At 51.8% G+C, this 15,209-nt stretch carries 15 protein-coding genes, 2 rRNA genes and 1 other annotated feature; all 17 genes read left to right on the top strand.

Annotated elements, in window-relative coordinates; all coding sequences use genetic code 11:
- Positions 1-123: ribosomal RNA gene (locus EVJ28_RS11930) — 23S ribosomal RNA — on the top strand; the annotation flags it as partial.
- A 50-nt stretch (positions 124-173) separates the two neighbouring features.
- Positions 174-289 (top strand): 5S ribosomal RNA (gene rrf / locus EVJ28_RS11935).
- A gap of 142 nt (positions 290-431) precedes the next feature.
- Positions 432-899 (top strand): CtsR family transcriptional regulator, encoded by a 468-nt coding sequence (locus tag EVJ28_RS11940; protein ID WP_070329265.1) that lies wholly within the window; start codon positions 432-434, stop codon positions 897-899.
- Positions 900-913: 14 nt separating this feature from the next.
- Positions 914-1,348 (top strand): UvrB/UvrC motif-containing protein, encoded by a 435-nt coding sequence (locus EVJ28_RS11945; RefSeq protein WP_131458633.1) that lies wholly within the window; start codon positions 914-916, stop codon positions 1,346-1,348.
- Positions 1,348-2,391, top strand: coding sequence for a protein arginine kinase (locus EVJ28_RS11950; protein WP_131489121.1), 1,044 nt, complete (start codon positions 1,348-1,350; stop codon positions 2,389-2,391). Before EVJ28_RS11945 ends, EVJ28_RS11950 begins: the two co-directional genes overlap by 1 nt.
- Before the next feature lie 24 nt (positions 2,392-2,415).
- Positions 2,416-4,851 carry an ATP-dependent protease ATP-binding subunit ClpC gene (clpC, locus tag EVJ28_RS11955; RefSeq protein ID WP_070329262.1) on the top strand — a complete coding sequence of 812 codons (2,436 nt, stop codon included), beginning with the start codon at positions 2,416-2,418 and terminating at the stop codon, positions 4,849-4,851.
- Between the two features lie 54 nt (positions 4,852-4,905).
- Positions 4,906-6,282 (top strand): DNA repair protein RadA, encoded by a 1,377-nt coding sequence (gene radA, locus EVJ28_RS11960; RefSeq protein WP_070329261.1) that lies wholly within the window; start codon positions 4,906-4,908, stop codon positions 6,280-6,282.
- A gap of 114 nt (positions 6,283-6,396) precedes the next feature.
- Complete coding sequence (locus EVJ28_RS11965; protein ID WP_131458635.1) at positions 6,397-7,461, top strand: PIN/TRAM domain-containing protein; 1,065 nt, start codon at positions 6,397-6,399, stop codon at positions 7,459-7,461.
- A 56-nt stretch (positions 7,462-7,517) separates the two neighbouring features.
- The gene (gene ispD, locus EVJ28_RS11970) at positions 7,518-8,198 is read left to right on the top strand and encodes a 2-C-methyl-D-erythritol 4-phosphate cytidylyltransferase (RefSeq protein WP_201738376.1); all 681 of its coding nucleotides are present in this window, start codon (positions 7,518-7,520) and stop codon (positions 8,196-8,198) included.
- Positions 8,195-8,668 carry a 2-C-methyl-D-erythritol 2,4-cyclodiphosphate synthase gene (gene ispF, locus EVJ28_RS11975; RefSeq protein WP_070329258.1) on the top strand — a complete coding sequence of 158 codons (474 nt, stop codon included), beginning with the start codon at positions 8,195-8,197 and terminating at the stop codon, positions 8,666-8,668. The genes ispD and ispF overlap by 4 nt, the downstream gene beginning before the upstream one ends.
- A 45-nt stretch (positions 8,669-8,713) precedes the next feature.
- Positions 8,714-10,171 carry a glutamate--tRNA ligase gene (gltX, locus tag EVJ28_RS11980; RefSeq protein ID WP_201738375.1) on the top strand — a complete coding sequence of 486 codons (1,458 nt, stop codon included), beginning with the start codon at positions 8,714-8,716 and terminating at the stop codon, positions 10,169-10,171.
- Positions 10,168-10,371 (top strand) — a binding site (T-box leader). Its footprint overlaps the gene before it by 4 nt.
- A 49-nt stretch (positions 10,372-10,420) precedes the next feature.
- A complete protein-coding gene (cysE, locus tag EVJ28_RS11985) occupies positions 10,421-11,110 on the top strand; it encodes a serine O-acetyltransferase (RefSeq protein ID WP_070329256.1) in 690 nt (229 codons plus the stop codon).
- Positions 11,079-12,476 carry a cysteine--tRNA ligase gene (gene cysS / locus EVJ28_RS11990; protein WP_131470625.1) on the top strand — a complete coding sequence of 466 codons (1,398 nt, stop codon included), beginning with the start codon at positions 11,079-11,081 and terminating at the stop codon, positions 12,474-12,476. The genes cysE and cysS overlap by 32 nt, the downstream gene beginning before the upstream one ends.
- Positions 12,473-12,877 (top strand): Mini-ribonuclease 3, encoded by a 405-nt coding sequence (locus EVJ28_RS11995; protein ID WP_035386102.1) that lies wholly within the window; start codon positions 12,473-12,475, stop codon positions 12,875-12,877. Before cysS ends, EVJ28_RS11995 begins: the two co-directional genes overlap by 4 nt.
- A 121-nt stretch (positions 12,878-12,998) precedes the next feature.
- Positions 12,999-13,736 (top strand): 23S rRNA (guanosine(2251)-2'-O)-methyltransferase RlmB, encoded by a 738-nt coding sequence (gene rlmB / locus EVJ28_RS12000; protein ID WP_035386115.1) that lies wholly within the window; start codon positions 12,999-13,001, stop codon positions 13,734-13,736.
- Complete coding sequence (locus EVJ28_RS12005; RefSeq protein WP_070329254.1) at positions 13,733-14,281, top strand: YacP-like NYN domain-containing protein; 549 nt, start codon at positions 13,733-13,735, stop codon at positions 14,279-14,281. The genes rlmB and EVJ28_RS12005 overlap by 4 nt, the downstream gene beginning before the upstream one ends.
- Before the next feature lie 203 nt (positions 14,282-14,484).
- Positions 14,485-15,126, top strand: a complete 642-nt coding sequence (gene sigH / locus EVJ28_RS12010) for an RNA polymerase sporulation sigma factor SigH (RefSeq protein ID WP_070329253.1) — start codon at positions 14,485-14,487, stop codon at positions 15,124-15,126.
- Positions 15,127-15,209 lie beyond the last annotated feature (83 nt).

Consider the following 15,209-nt stretch of genomic DNA (forward strand, 5'->3'; position numbering starts at 1 on the left):
GATGAGATTTCCCTTTGAGCAATCAAGAAAGACCCCTCAGAGACGATGAGGTAGATAGGTCATGGGTGGAAGCACGGCGACGTGTGGAGCTGAATGATACTAATCGGTCGAGGCTTTGATCTAGAAACGGTTTGAACTTGATGAGTCTTCAGTTTTCAGGGAACAATCCCTTGTCTGGTGGCGATAGCGAAGCGGCCACACCCGTTCCCATGCCGAACACGGAAGTTAAGCGCTTCAGCGCCGAAAGTAGTTGGGGGTCTCCCCCTGTGAGGATAGGACGTTGCCAGGCCATATGAAAGACGACCAAGCACATGCTTGGTCGTCTTTTCTTTTGAGCGACTACGCATTTGCGTCGTCGCTTTTCGTTTGCCTTTTTTTAAATCAGTGATAGAATAAAATCAAAAGTCAAAGATGGTCAGAGGGTGGTGGAGATGAGAAACATATCTGATGTAATCGAACAGTATTTGAAGCAAGTGCTGAAGGAAAGTCAGGCAGAAGCGATTGAAATCAAACGACAAGATATCGCGAAACGTTTTGAATGTGTTCCGTCTCAAATCAACTATGTCATCAATACACGTTTTACGGTCGAAAAAGGCTACCTTGTAGAAAGTAAGCGAGGTGGGGGCGGTTATATTCGAATTCGTCGTGTCATTCTTCACGAGAAACAAGACTTGCTGACGAGTTTAATGGACATTTTACAAGACCATCCTCGTCTGACGGAACAACTTGTTGAAAACATTTTGATCCGTTTATTTGAAGAAGGTATGTTGAGCGAGCGGGATGTCCGTTTACTGTACCACTTGTTGTCCGACGAAACGCTCGGCTTGAACGCCGACGACCGCTATCTGATTCGAAGACAGCAGCTACTCGCCCTGATGAAGTTACTTAGTTATCACTGACGGAGGCTTAAGACATGTTATGCGAACGGTGTAAACGGCGTCCTGCCGTCAATGAAGTCGTTATGTTGGAAAACGGGGTCCCAGTCGAACGAAAACTATGTCGGAACTGTACAGTCGAAGTGATGGCCGATTACGTTCCTGTCGTGAAGCGGTGTCCAACTTGCCAGATGACACAGAGCGAGATGACGCATCTAAGAAAAGCGGGCTGCGCCTCATGCTACACGGTCTTCCGTGAAGAGTTGATTAAAATGACACGTCAGTACCAGCAAGGGCATGACCATCATGTCGGGTCGGTACCTGACGCGTTACGCACACCGGATGAGCGAATCGGCGAACGTCTTGTAAAGTTAGCAGGGGAGTTAGAATGGGCCGTCGAACAAGAAGATTATGAACGAGCGGCACGCATCAAAAAAGAAATGACGCAACTGAAAGGGCAAGGTGAGGCGTGATGGAGACATTCCTCAAACATCCACTCGGTCCAAAAATGAAAGAACGGGCCAAGCTTGATGATCTTGTCATCTCGACACGAATTCGTTTGGCACGCAATTTAAAAGACATCGTCTTTTCTCCGACATTGTCTCAAGAAGGACAGCGTCAGCTATGCGAACGCATCGAGACGGCCTTGGGCGGCGTACAAGGCTTTGAATATTTGCATATGCGCGCCTATGATCAAGTGACGCGGCAAGCTCTCGTCGAAAAGCATTTGATCAGCCCGACGATTGCGGAAAAAGATGAGAGTGCTGTTTTCCTGAGTGAAGACGAGACGATCAGCGTGTTGATTAACGAAGAAGATCATTTGCGCATCCAAACGTTGCTTCCCGGCTATCAAGTCCAAGAAGCGTTCGAACTTGCGAAACGAGTCGACGCGCTCTGTGGCGAGTCGCTCCCATACGCTTTCGATGAAGAGCTTGGCTATTTGACGACGTGTCCGAGCAACATCGGTACCGGACTTCGCGCATCGGTCATGCTGCACCTGCCGGGTCTGACGTTAACGGGACGAATAACTCCTATATTAGTAGAACTTCGCAAACTCGGATACACGATTCGAGGACGTTACGGAGAAGGCAGTGACGCAGCCGGGCGTTTGTTCCAGTTATCGAATCAACGGACGCTTGGCAGCGATGAATCGCAGCTGTTATCTGATTTTATGGAAATCACAGAACAAGTCGTCCACGCGGAACGTCAAGCCCGAGAACAGCTCCTAGCCAGTAACCAAGATGAATTGGAAGATCAGTTTTATCGTTCTTACGGGATTTTACGGTATTCCAAATTATTGTCGTCGACAGAGGCGATTGAACGGTTATCCGATTTACATTTAGCGAGTGACCTCGGTATTTTGTCCGACTGGAGTCCACCGCAGTTTCATGATTTGATCGTCCGCCTACAATCAGGTTTCCTACAAAAACATTTCGGGAAAACATTATCTACGAAAGAACGAGATCGCGAACGAGCGACTCTCGTACGTCGAACGTTAGATCATGGTTTAGTTTGATCCAACTTTAAGGAGGTTTTGTCAATGATGTTTGGTCGATTTACAGAACGAGCTCAGCGCGTATTAGCTTTAGCACAAGAGGAAGCGGTACGACTTGGCCATCATAATATTGGTACGGAACATATCTTGCTCGGACTTGTCCGTGAAGGTGAAGGGATTGCTGCCAAAGCGTTGTTCGCTCTCGGTCTAACTTCTGAGAAGATTCAACAAGAAGTCGAGGCGTTGATTGGCCGTGGTTCTGAGAACGGGTCGACAATCCACTACACGCCGCGTGCGAAAAAAGTAATCGAGCTCTCGATGGATGAAGCCCGTAAACTCGGTCATTCTTACGTCGGGACAGAGCATATTTTACTCGGATTGATTCGTGAAGGCGAAGGCGTCGCTGCCCGCGTCTTGAACAACCTTGGTATCAGCTTGACGAAAGCACGGCAACAAGTGCTTCAACTTCTCGGGAACACGGAATCGTCGTCAAACGCATCACAACCAGGCACGAGCGCTGCGACACCGACACTTGATGGCTTGGCCCGCGACTTGACGCAACAAGCCCGTGAGTCACGTCTCGACCCTGTTATCGGCCGTGCCGGTGAAATCCAACGGGTCATCGAAGTGTTGTCTCGCCGGACGAAGAACAACCCGGTCTTGATTGGAGAGCCAGGCGTCGGTAAGACGGCAGTTGTCGAAGGACTCGCGCAACAGATCATCAATAATGAAGTGCCGGAGACGCTTCGCAACAAACGCGTCATGGTGCTCGACATGGGTACGCTCGTCGCGGGAACGAAATACCGCGGTGAGTTTGAAGACCGATTGAAAAAAGTCATGGACGAGATTCGCCAGGCCGGCAACGTCATTCTCTTCATCGACGAGTTACACACGTTGATTGGGGCGGGTGGAGCCGAAGGGGCGATCGATGCCTCGAACATCTTGAAACCGTCGCTCGCGCGAGGGGAGCTCCAATGTATCGGTGCAACAACGCTTGACGAGTACCGGAAATACATTGAGAAGGATGCCGCACTCGAACGCCGCTTCCAACCGATTCAAGTGAATGAGCCGACGACGGACCAGGCTGAACAGATCTTGTTCGGTTTGCGTGACCGCTATGAGGCTCACCACCGTGTCACAATTACGGATGAGGCGATTCATGAAGCGGTTGTCTTATCTGACCGCTATATTTCGGACCGGTTCCTTCCAGATAAAGCGATCGACCTCGTCGACGAAGCGGCTTCGAAAGTTCGCCTCCGTTCATTCACGGCGCCGCCGAACTTAAAAGAGCTTGAAGCACGTCTCGAATCGATCCGTAAAGAAAAAGATGCGGCCGTCCAGAGCCAAGAGTTTGAAAAAGCGGCTTCGCTTCGTGATACAGAACAGAAGCTTCGCGATGAACTCGAGCATCTCAAATCAGAATGGCAGAACAAGCAAGGCAATGAAAAGCTTGAAGTGACGAAAGAAGACATCGCTCAAGTCGTCGCAAGCTGGACGGGTGTGCCGGTGACAAAAATTGCCGAAGAGGAGACAGACCGTCTCCTCAAGCTCGAGTCGATCTTACACGGTCGGGTCATCGGTCAAGATGAAGCCGTCAAATCAATCTCGCGTGCGATTCGCCGGGCCCGGGCCGGACTGAAAGATCCGAAACGTCCGATCGGGTCATTCGTTTTCCTCGGACCGACCGGTGTCGGGAAGACGGAACTAGCGCGTGCTGTCGCTGAGGCGCTCTTCGGTGACGAGGATGCGATCATCCGAATCGACATGTCGGAGTATATGGAAAAACATGCGACGAGCCGTCTCGTCGGGTCGCCTCCAGGGTATGTCGGATACGAAGAAGGCGGTCAGTTGACAGAGAAAGTTCGTCGTAAGCCATACTCGGTCATCTTGCTTGATGAGATTGAGAAAGCTCACCCTGAAGTGTTCAACATCTTGCTCCAAGTGCTCGATGACGGGCGTCTGACCGACTCGAAAGGTCGTACGGTCGACTTCCGTAACACGGTCATCATCATGACGTCAAACGTCGGTGCGGCCGCACTTAAACGGAACAAATATGTCGGTTTCACCGTCGAAGATGACGTGAAACGTGAATATACGGAAATGAAAGATAAAGTCATGGAAGAATTGAAAAAAGCGTTCCGGCCTGAGTTCTTGAACCGGATCGACGAGATCACCGTCTTCCATTCGCTTCAAAAAGAGCATATCCAAGAAATCGTCAAACTTATGGCGAAGACGCTCACAGACCGACTTGGCGAGCAAGGCATCGATTTCACCTTGACGGAATCGGCGCTTGAGAAGATTGCCGTCGTCGGCTATGACCCTGAGTACGGGGCTCGTCCGCTCCGCCGTGCGCTCCAGCGCGAGGTGGAAGACCGACTCTCAGAATCGATGCTCAGCGGGGAAATCACGAAAGGCAGTAAAGTGGCTCTCGATGTTCAAGATGGTGAATTCATCGTCCGCAACGAAGGTGTCGTCCAGTAAATACGGAGCTCCCTCTCTCTTTTGAGGGGGCTTTTTTAGACAGAAGGGAATAACATGGCAAAAATTAAAACGAAGTACGTATGTCAGTCTTGTGGCTATGAATCCGCAAAATGGATGGGCCGTTGTCCGGGATGTAACGAGTGGAACACGCTCGTCGAAGAATTTGTTGAAGAAAAGAAAGCGAAACGGGGAGCTGCGTTTGTCCATAGTTCGTCGCGACAACTGAAGCCAGAGCGTCTCTCAGACGTCGTTTCCCAAGAAGAAACACGTGTGCATACGAACAGTCAAGAGTTCGACCGGGTGCTCGGGGGTGGAATTGTCCCGGGCTCGCTCGTCCTCGTCGGTGGGGACCCGGGGATCGGGAAGTCGACAATTCTCCTGCAAGTGAGTGCACATCTCGCCCATAGCGGTCGGAAAGTGCTATATATTTCCGGGGAAGAATCGTTGAAGCAGACAAAGCTGCGCGCGGAACGACTCGGGTTACCGACACAGGATTTATACGTTCTCGCCGAGACGGACATGCTCATGATCGAACGGGTCATCGATGAAGAGGAACCTGGGTTCGTCATTATTGACTCGATTCAGACGGTATATATGGATGAAATCCAATCGGCGCCAGGCAGCGTCGCCCAAGTGCGGGAATGTACGGCTGCGCTGATGAAAATTGCCAAGACACGAGGGGTCGCCGTCTTTATCGTCGGCCACGTGACGAAGCAAGGATCGATTGCCGGACCGCGTCTGCTCGAGCATATGGTGGATGCTGTTCTGTATTTTGAAGGAGAACGTCACCACACGTTCCGGATTTTACGGGCCGTCAAAAACCGGTTCGGTTCAACGAACGAGATTGGAATATTCGAGATGAAAGAAGGCGGCCTTGAGGAAGTGCTCAACCCGTCAGAGATTTTCCTCGAAGAACGGACGGCAGGCGTCTCAGGCTCGACGGTCGTCGCGTCGATGGAAGGGACACGGACGGTACTCGTCGAGCTGCAGGCACTCATTTCCCCGACGTCGTTCGGGAACCCGCGCCGGATGGCAACGGGAATCGACCAAAACCGGGTCGCCCTTCTCATGGCCGTGCTGGAGAAACGTTCGGGTCTCTTGCTGCAAACGCAAGACGCTTATTTGAAGGCGGCGGGCGGGGTCAAGCTCGATGAACCGGCGATCGACTTGGCGATTTGTATTTCCATCGCCTCGAGTTTCCGGGACCGCCCGACTCGTCCGACTGATGTCTGCATCGGCGAGGTCGGGTTGACCGGGGAAGTGCGCCGTGTGTCACGGATTGAGCAACGTGTCGCGGAAGCGGCCAAGCTCGGTTTCACACGTGCGATCATTCCGAAGAATAACCTAGGGGGCTGGACCGCCCCACCTGGTATCGATGTGGTCGGTGTCAGTACTGTCGATGAAGCGCTCCAACTCGCCATCCCGTTTTGACGGGGCGCTTCTGGCAGTTTTTAACGCTTTGTAACGAACGCGTTTAAAAGAACCGTGTTACAATATAAGTGTTATTTTTTTGAAATTTTAATTCAATAGAAGGAGGTGGAATGAGTGAAGATTTCAGTGCGACTCGGATTTATTTTGATTGGACTCGTCGTCGGGTGGTTTGGCATGATCGAAGCGATGGTGCTTCTTGATGACCTCGGGGTCAGCGTGCCGGCATGGTTGACGATTCCTTACGTTGCTAGTTTGATTGGTGGACTTATCTTCTTCATTCTCAGTTTATTTTTGACTGATGCAATCGTCAAATTTATCCGTTTTGTCGAAGAACGGCTCGTCCATTTACCGGTCGGCGATATTTTATTCGGCTCAATCGGATTGATCATCGGTTTATTGATTGCCTTTTTGATCAGTGTATCGCTTGAGGTCACGGACATCTTCTTACTCAGTAAGATTGTTCCGATTTTTGTGACTGCCCTGTTCGGTTACTTTGGATTTGCCGTTGGTTACCGGAAGCGGAACGAATGGATCAAGTTGTTCGTGAAAAGTGAACGGGACAAGCCGGAAGCGGAACCGTTACGCCGCTCGAACGACAAGATATTAGATACGAGTGTGATCATCGATGGTCGGATCGCCGATATTTCGAAGACCGGATTCATCGAAGGGACGCTCATCGTTCCTCAGTTCGTCATCGGAGAGTTGCAGTACATCGCCGACTCGTCGGATACGCTTAAACGGAATCGAGGCCGACGCGGTCTGGATATTTTAAAAGAGCTCCAAAACAACGATCGAATCGAGGTCGAGATTTACGATGGTGACTTTGAAGACGTAGCCGAAGTCGATATTAAATTGATCAAGCTCGCCGAGTTAAAGAAAGGCATTGTCGTGACGAACGATTACAACTTGAATAAAGTGTGTGAAGTCCGAAACGTACCGGTGCTCAACATTAATGATTTGGCCAACTCGGTCAAACAGATCGTCATTCCCGGAGAAGAGATGGTCGTGACGGTCATCAAAGAAGGGAAAGAACAAAACCAAGGGGTCGCTTACCTCGAAGACGGGACGATGGTCGTTGTCGAAGGCGGACGCAAGCTCATCTCGAAGACACTTCCTGTCGTCGTGACGAGCGTACTCCAAACATCCGCGGGCCGAATGATTTTTGCTCGCCCTGAATAAGTATGAAAAAAGAGACGCATCAGCGCTCTCTTTTTTCACGAAGAGAGGTGAACGTGATGGTACGTTACACGGTCGTCATCCCGGCTGCCGGGAAAGGCAAGCGCATGGGAGCCGATGAGAACAAGTTGATGTTGTCGCTCCAAGGAAAACCGATCATCGTCTGGACCGTCGAGGCGTTTGCGAAAGACACATGGTGTGAACAGATTGTTCTGGCGATTCGTCCGGAAGAAGAAGCCTGGTTCGCGCATGAGTTACGTCACGTCCCGACGCCGATTACGTACGTGGCAGGCGGGGAAGAACGGCAACAGAGCGTTCGAGCCGGTTTACAGACAATCGACACGGACGGAGTTGTGTTGATCCATGACGGGGCCCGGCCGTTCGTTCGAATCAGTCAGTTGCATCAAGTAGCGGAAGCGGCTCAGACGAAAGGGGCCATTTTAGCCGTTCCTGTGAAAGATACGGTGAAACAAGTGACCGCGGGGACGATTACGCAAACTGTTCCCCGTGAGACACTTTGGCTCGCTCAGACACCGCAAGCGTTTCCTGTGGCTGACATCCGGGCGATTCATGACCAGGCAGAATCATCCCGATTCATCGGGACTGATGATGCGAGCTTGTTCGAGTGGTCAGGGAAAGAAGTCACCGTCATTCCAGGTGACTATCACAACATAAAAATGACGACCCCTGAGGATTTGTTGTTCGGGGAAGCGATCTTGACGAAGGAGGACTATCGATGAGAATCGGACAAGGTTTTGATGTACATGCGTTCGCAGAAGGGCGCCCGCTTATATTAGGAGGGATCGAGATTCCCCACGACCGCGGTTTGCTTGGACACTCGGATGCCGACGTGTTACTTCACACCATCGCAGATGCGGCGCTCGGTGCCATCGCGGCAGGGGATATCGGCAAACACTTCCCGGATACGGATCCCGATTTTAAAGATGCAGACTCGAAAGTGTTGCTCCAACACGTATGGCAACTCGTCAAGGCAGAAGGGTATGTGCTCGGCAACGTAGACGCGACCGTTATGGCGGAACGGCCGAAGCTCCGGACGTATATCGATGACATGCGCGCGGTCATCGCCGAACTGCTTGAAGCTGATATTAGCCAAGTGAACGTGAAAGCGACGACGACGGAACGGTTAGGTTTCACGGGACGTGAAGAAGGAATCGCCGCCCAGGCGGTCATCTTGCTCAACCGTGCTTGAAAAAAGTGGTATACTATTTGGGCAGAAGAGAAGAAAGGTGGAAATATTATGAGTGAAGTGCGTGTACGCTATGCGCCAAGTCCGACGGGTCACCTTCATATCGGGAACGCCCGGACCGCGCTATTTAACTATTTATATGCTCGCCACGCAGGCGGGAAAATGATTCTTCGGATCGAGGACACGGATCAAAAACGAAACGTCGAGAACGGTGTCGAAAGTCAGATGAAGTACTTGGAATGGCTCGGTATCGAGTGGGATGAAGGTCCAGGTCGCGATGGCGATTACGGTCCATATTTCCAAATGGAACGACTCGATCTCTACAATAAACACGTGAACGAGTTGATGGACAAAGGGCTCGCTTATAAATGCTACATGACGTCAGAAGAACTCGAAGCGGAGCGCGAGGCACAGATCGCACGCGGTGAAGCACCACGCTACTCGGGAGCACATCGCGACTTGAGCGACGCTGAGCGCTCGGCGTTTGAAGCCGAAGGACGGAAGCCGTCGATTCGGATTCGAGTGCCAGAACAGGTTACGTACAAATGGACAGACGTTGTCAAAGGCGACGTTTCGTTCGAGTCGAAAGACTTCGGAGACTGGGTCATCGTCAAGCAAGACGGGATCCCGACGTACAACTTTGCCGTCGTCGTCGATGACTACTTGATGAAAATCAGCCACGTGTTGCGCGGGGATGACCATATCGCGAACACACCGAAACAGATGATGGTATACGATGCACTCGGATGGGAGTATCCGACGTTCGGTCACATGACATTGATCTATAACGAGAACCATAAGAAGCTCTCGAAACGTGATGAGTCGATCATCCAGTTCATCGAACAATATGCAGACCTCGGATATCTCCCTGGTGCGCTCTTCAACTTCATCTCGCTTCTCGGTTGGTCTCCAGTCGGTGAAGAGGAAATCTTCACGAAAGAAGCGTTTATCGACATGTTCGACGCGGGCCGTCTATCGAAGAGTCCGGCCGTATTCGACCAGCATAAGCTCGCTTGGATCAACAGTGTCTACATGAAGCAGGCTTCGCTTGACGAAGTGGTGGCACTCAGTTTACCATTCTTACAAGAAGCAGGACGATTGCCTGAAGCCTTGTCAATGGAAGAGGCGGACTGGGCCACAGCGCTCATCGCTCTTTATAAAGAACAAATGACACACGGTGCCGAAATTGTACCGTTGACAGACTTGTTCTTTAAAGACGAGGTCGAGTATGACGAGGCGGCGAACGCGGTGCTTGCCGGTGAAGCGGTGCCGGCTGTACTCGCCGAGTTTAAAACGCAACTCGAGGCGATCGAGGACTTCACACCGGAAGCTATCAAGGCGGCTACGAAGGCCACTCAAAAAGCGACTGGGCAAAAAGGAAAGAACTTGTTCATGCCAATCCGTGTCGCCACGACCGGACAAACACATGGACCAGAACTTCCAAACGCGATTGCGCTGATTGGCAAAGAGCGTGTGTTGGCACGTCTCACAACATTATTAGCTTAAAGGCAACGATGAGGAAAGTAAGCGGGTTGACACTTGTCAGAGACTAGAACCTAGGCTGGAAGTTCTAGAAGCGTCCCCCGTCGAAGTGCACCTCGGAGCCGTTCCGGCGATATGTAGTCGGGACCGCGACTCGGCGTTAACGAGACTTGAGAGGGGAACTTTCCCAAACAGAGTGGAACCGCGCTTACGGCGTCTCTGTGCCTTGGCACAGGGGCGTCTTTGTTTTTGATATGGAAAAGGAGAACAATTATGGGATTTTGGAAAAGTGTGAGCGCCGACATCCGGAACGTGCTCGAACTCGATCCGGCTGCCCGCTCAAAAGCAGAAGTCGTATTGACGTATCCAGGCCTCCATGCCTTATGGTCGCATCGGATCGCGCATGGGTTGTGGACTCGCAATATTAAACTATTGGCTAAAATGATTGCCCAGACGAGTCGCTGGGTGACCGGGATTGAGATTCATCCGGGTGCCATCATCGGCGAAGGTGTCTTTATCGACCACGGATTCGGGATCGTCATCGGGGAGACGGCCATCATCGGCAACAACGTCACCATCTATCAAGGCGTGACGCTCGGCGGAACCGGCAAAGAAAAAGGGAAGCGGCATCCGACCATCGGGAACGATGTGCTCATCTCGGCCGGCGCGAAAGTGCTCGGTAATATCACGATAGGCGATTGCGTCAAAATTGGGGCCAGTTCGGTCGTCTTAAAAGATGTCCCGTCAGACTCGACCGTCGTCGGGATCCCGGGACGTGTCGTCATCCGCAACGGGGAGCGGGTCAAACAGCACGACCTCGACCATCGCTTACCGGACCCGGATCGTGAATGCCAAGAGCGGTTAGAGAACGCCGTGGCTGATTTGGAACGCAAGTTAGCATTACTCGAGAAACAGATGGAGGAGAAGTCACATGATTCAGTTTTACAACAGCCTCACGAATAAGAAAGAACCGTTCAACCCGATCGTTCCTGGGAAAGTGTCCATGTACGTATGCGGACCGACCGTCTATAATTATATTCACGTCGGAAACGCCCGTCCGGCCATCGCATTCGACACGGTACGGCGCTATTTGACATACCGAGGCTACGACGTGAAGTACGTCCTCAACTTTACCGATGTGGATGATAAGATCATCCGTACGGCGAATGAGCTCGGTGAAGATGTCGGAACGCTGACGAACCGCTATATCGACGCTTATTTGGCGGATACGGGTGCGTTGAACGTCTTGCCAGCGGACGTGTATCCACGTGTCACCGACACGATGGAGGAAATCATCGACTTTATCCGTAACTTAGAGGATGAAGGCTACGCCTACGCATCAGAAGGCGATGTCTATTTCCGGACGCGTAAGTTTGAAGAGTATGGCAAGCTCAGCCAACAGTCGATTGAAGACCTTCGGGCCGGGTCACGTGTCGATGTCGGGGAGAAGAAGGAAGACCCGCTCGACTTCGTGCTCTGGAAAGCGGCCAAACCAGATGAGCCGGCTTGGGACAGCCCGTGGGGACAAGGACGCCCCGGCTGGCATATCGAATGCTCGGCCATGGCGAAGAAGCACCTCGGCAAAACGATCGACATTCACGCAGGCGGGCATGACCTCAAATTCCCGCACCACGAGAATGAGATTGCACAGTCTGAGGCGTGCAACCATACGAAGTTTGCGAACTACTGGCTCCACAACGGCTTCATCAACATCGAGAACGAGAAGATGTCGAAATCACTCGGAAATTTCCTGCTCGTCCACGAGGCGTTAAAAGAAGTCGACGCGATGGTGCTCCGTTTCTTCATGTTATCGGTCCACTACCGTCATCCGATCAACTATAGCCGCGAGCTGATCAATCAGGCCGCTAACGGATGGGACCGGATCAAGGAAGCGTACCATAACGTCGAATACCGTCTGTCGGTCACGGCCGGCCTCGTTGAACCGAGCGAGGCGATGGAGCGAAAACTTGCGACGGTGAAAGCAGCATTTATCGAAGCGATGGATGATGATATCAACACGGCGAATGCCGTGACAGTATTGTTTGATTTAGCAAAAGAGGCAAACATCTACGCCAAAGCAGACCATGTCTCGAAAGATACGCTCGAGCAAGTGCTCGACTTGTTCAAGGAATTGACGGGCGTACTCGGGTTGACGATTGAAGTGGAAACAGAACTACTCGACGCCGAGGTCGATCAGTTGATTCTCGAGCGGAATACGGCTCGAGCAGATCGTAACTTTGCCCGTGCCGACGAGATCCGTGACTTGTTGAAACAACAAAATATCCAGCTCGAAGATACGGCGCAAGGCGTACGGTGGAAACGATCATGACGAATGCGAATCAACTAAACGCGCTCGCCCTCGCTTATATGGGCGACGCAGTGTATGAGATGGCGGTACGAAAACGACTGCTCGGCAAAGGGTTGACGCGACCGAACGACCTCCATCGCGGGGCCGTCCGTTACGTGAATGCAACCGCGCAAGCGAGTGTCGTCACCCACTGGTTAGAGACGGGTATCTTGAGCGAGGACGAGACAGCGATCGTCCGGCGCGGTAAAAACGCGAAATCAGGGTCGATCCCGAAACGCACTGACGTCCACACGTACCGCTACTCGACAGCTTTTGAGGCATTGATCGGCTACACATATCTAATAGAAAGAAGGGATCGTCTTGAAGAACTCATCGAACAGGCACTCACATGGCTCGAAACCGAGCAACCCGAAACGACATGAAGGAGGACGAGCGAACGATAAGCGTTCGTTCGACCGTCCGAGAGGCGAACGGGGCGACCGTCCGCACCGTCAAAAGCCGGAACGCCCGGACTATCAAGAAGTTGACGTCCTTGAAGAAGGCATCGATTTCTTATATGGACGTAATCCAGTAATCGAGGCGCTTCGGAGCGGACGGGATATGAACAAAGTCTTTATCATGGAAGGGCAGCACAAAGGGCCGCTCGCCCAAATTATCGGCATGGCCAATGAGGCCTCGGTACAGATCTCGTTCGTCCCGAAGACGAAGCTTGAAAAAATGGCTGGCAGTGAACACCATCAAGGCGTCGTCGCGGCCGTTGCGGCTTACGAGTATAAGACGCTTGACGATATGTTCGCGCTGGCCGAGTCTAAAGGGGAGACACCGCTCTTTATTTTGCTCGATGAGCTAGAGGACCCGCACAACTTGGGATCGATTTTACGGACAGCTGACGCGGTCGGCGCCCATGGAGTCATCATTCCGAAACGGCGCTCGGTCGGCTTGACGCAAACCGTCGCGAAAGCCTCGACGGGAGCAATTGAATATATCCCGGTCGCGCGTGTCACGAACTTGACGCGGACGCTCGAAGAATTGAAAGAAAAAGGGATGTGGATCGTCGGAACTGACGCGAGTGAGAGTCAAGACTATCGTCGGCTCGATGGGAACATGCCACTCGTCGTCGTCATCGGCAGCGAAGGGAAAGGGATGGGCCGTCTCGTGCGCGAGGCGTGTGACTTCCTCGTCCATATGCCGATGGTCGGTCATGTCACGTCGCTCAACGCTTCGGTCGCAGCCGCACTTCTTCTGTATGAGGTGCATCGCTCTCGTAATCCGTTATCATGAGCCTGAAAAAGCGAGAATTACTCCTCGTCGATGGCTATAACATCATTGGGGCGTGGCCGCATCTTCGAAAACTGCGGGACATCGACTTCGATCAAGCTCGAAATGACTTGATTGAAGCGATGGCCGAGTATCAGGCCGCCACAGGCCGCATGGTGACGGTCGTCTTTGATGCCCACATGCGCTATGGGCGCGAATCGATCCAGAAGCGGAGCCGGGTCGAGGTCGTCTATACGAAGGAGAACGAAACGGCGGATGAGTGGATCGAACGGCGAGCCCATGAACTCGTGGACGATCGTTTAGTGACGTTATTCGTCGCCACAAACGACTTTACCGAGCAATGGGTCATCTTCGGTCAAGGTGCCCTCCGTGTCCCGGCGACCGAACTATTAAAGGATTGGAAGCAAGCGAAAGTGGCGATTGAGCAAGAGCGTCAGACGCTCGCGAGCGACCGGTCCAATCGAAAAACAATCGATATCCCGCCTGACGTCATGGCCCGTTTTGAAGAAATGCGGCGCCGTAAGTCGAACGGTGAGGATTCTCACTGACGAGTTCATACAATGGACTCGTTTTTTTGTTTTTAATTTGACATTTTTTTGGAAAGAAATGTTGTATACTATTAGTTGTATAAGTTACACCATATCTAATTGACGGAATTTTTTGAAATTTATTTGACGGTCGTTTTGTATGACGCCTATAATAAGAGCACTAACTTACATAGTTCATTATCAATAGCCGGGGGGTATGAAACATGAACGGATGGCCATACGAGCAGTTTGAAACGATGTCAGACGAAGAGCTCGTCTCTCTAGCGCGGAATGAAGGGGATAGTGATGCGCTCGAGTTTTTGATTGAACGTTACCGTTACTTCGTGCGGGCGAAGGCGCGGTCTTACTTTTTGATCGGCGCCGACCACGAGGATATCGTCCAAGAGGGAATGATCGGTCTGTATAAAGGCGTGCGTGACTATCGGGATGAACGCCTCGCTTCGTTTAAGAGTTTTGCCGAGATGTGTATCACCCGTCAGATGATCACGGCGATTAAGACGGCGACGCGTCAGAAACATATTCCGCTCAACTCATACGTCTCGCTCGACAAGCCGATCTTTGACGATGAGTCTGACCGGACGTTGCTCGACGTGATCTTGCCCCCGCATCCGAACGACCCGCAAGACTTGCTCGTCACGCGGGAAGAACAACTGTTCATGGAAGAGAAGATGGATGAGCTCCTCAGTGACTTGGAACGAAAAGTGCTTCGTCTTTATTTAGATGGTCGTTCGTATCAAGAAATCTCTGACGACCTTGACCGTCACGTGAAGTCGATCGATAACGCCTTACAGCGCGTGAAGAAAAAATTCGAGCGGCACGTTGATGTTAAAATGCTGACGAGTTAACTCGTATTGACCGCACGCCTCCTATGTGATACTTTTAAGGCAGCGCCTTGTCCGTAGACGCCAGTTACAGGAGGCGTTTTTTT

The organism is Exiguobacterium sp. SH3S3, from assembly GCF_004337115.1.
Taxonomy (GTDB): Bacteria; Bacillota; Bacilli; order Exiguobacteriales; family Exiguobacteriaceae; genus Exiguobacterium; species Exiguobacterium aurantiacum_A.

Excerpts from the sequence above, each read along its gene's own strand:
- radA (WP_070329261.1), top strand. The coding sequence starts at position 4,906 with ATGGCAAAAATTAAAACGAAGTACGTATGTCAGTCTTGTGGCTATGAA.
- EVJ28_RS11995 (WP_035386102.1), top strand. The coding sequence starts at position 12,473 with ATGACGAATGCGAATCAACTAAACGCGCTCGCCCTCGCTTATATGGGC.
- sigH (WP_070329253.1), top strand. The coding sequence starts at position 14,485 with ATGAACGGATGGCCATACGAGCAGTTTGAAACGATGTCAGACGAAGAG.
- clpC (WP_070329262.1), top strand. The coding sequence starts at position 2,416 with ATGATGTTTGGTCGATTTACAGAACGAGCTCAGCGCGTATTAGCTTTA.
- EVJ28_RS11945 (WP_131458633.1), top strand. The coding sequence starts at position 914 with ATGTTATGCGAACGGTGTAAACGGCGTCCTGCCGTCAATGAAGTCGTT.
- ispF (WP_070329258.1), top strand. The coding sequence starts at position 8,195 with ATGAGAATCGGACAAGGTTTTGATGTACATGCGTTCGCAGAAGGGCGC.
- ispD (WP_201738376.1), top strand. The coding sequence starts at position 7,518 with ATGGTACGTTACACGGTCGTCATCCCGGCTGCCGGGAAAGGCAAGCGC.
- cysE (WP_070329256.1), top strand. The coding sequence starts at position 10,421 with ATGGGATTTTGGAAAAGTGTGAGCGCCGACATCCGGAACGTGCTCGAA.
- EVJ28_RS11950 (WP_131489121.1), top strand. The coding sequence starts at position 1,348 with ATGGAGACATTCCTCAAACATCCACTCGGTCCAAAAATGAAAGAACGG.
- cysS (WP_131470625.1), top strand. The coding sequence starts at position 11,079 with ATGATTCAGTTTTACAACAGCCTCACGAATAAGAAAGAACCGTTCAAC.
- EVJ28_RS11940 (WP_070329265.1), top strand. The coding sequence starts at position 432 with ATGAGAAACATATCTGATGTAATCGAACAGTATTTGAAGCAAGTGCTG.
- EVJ28_RS12005 (WP_070329254.1), top strand. The coding sequence starts at position 13,733 with ATGAGCCTGAAAAAGCGAGAATTACTCCTCGTCGATGGCTATAACATC.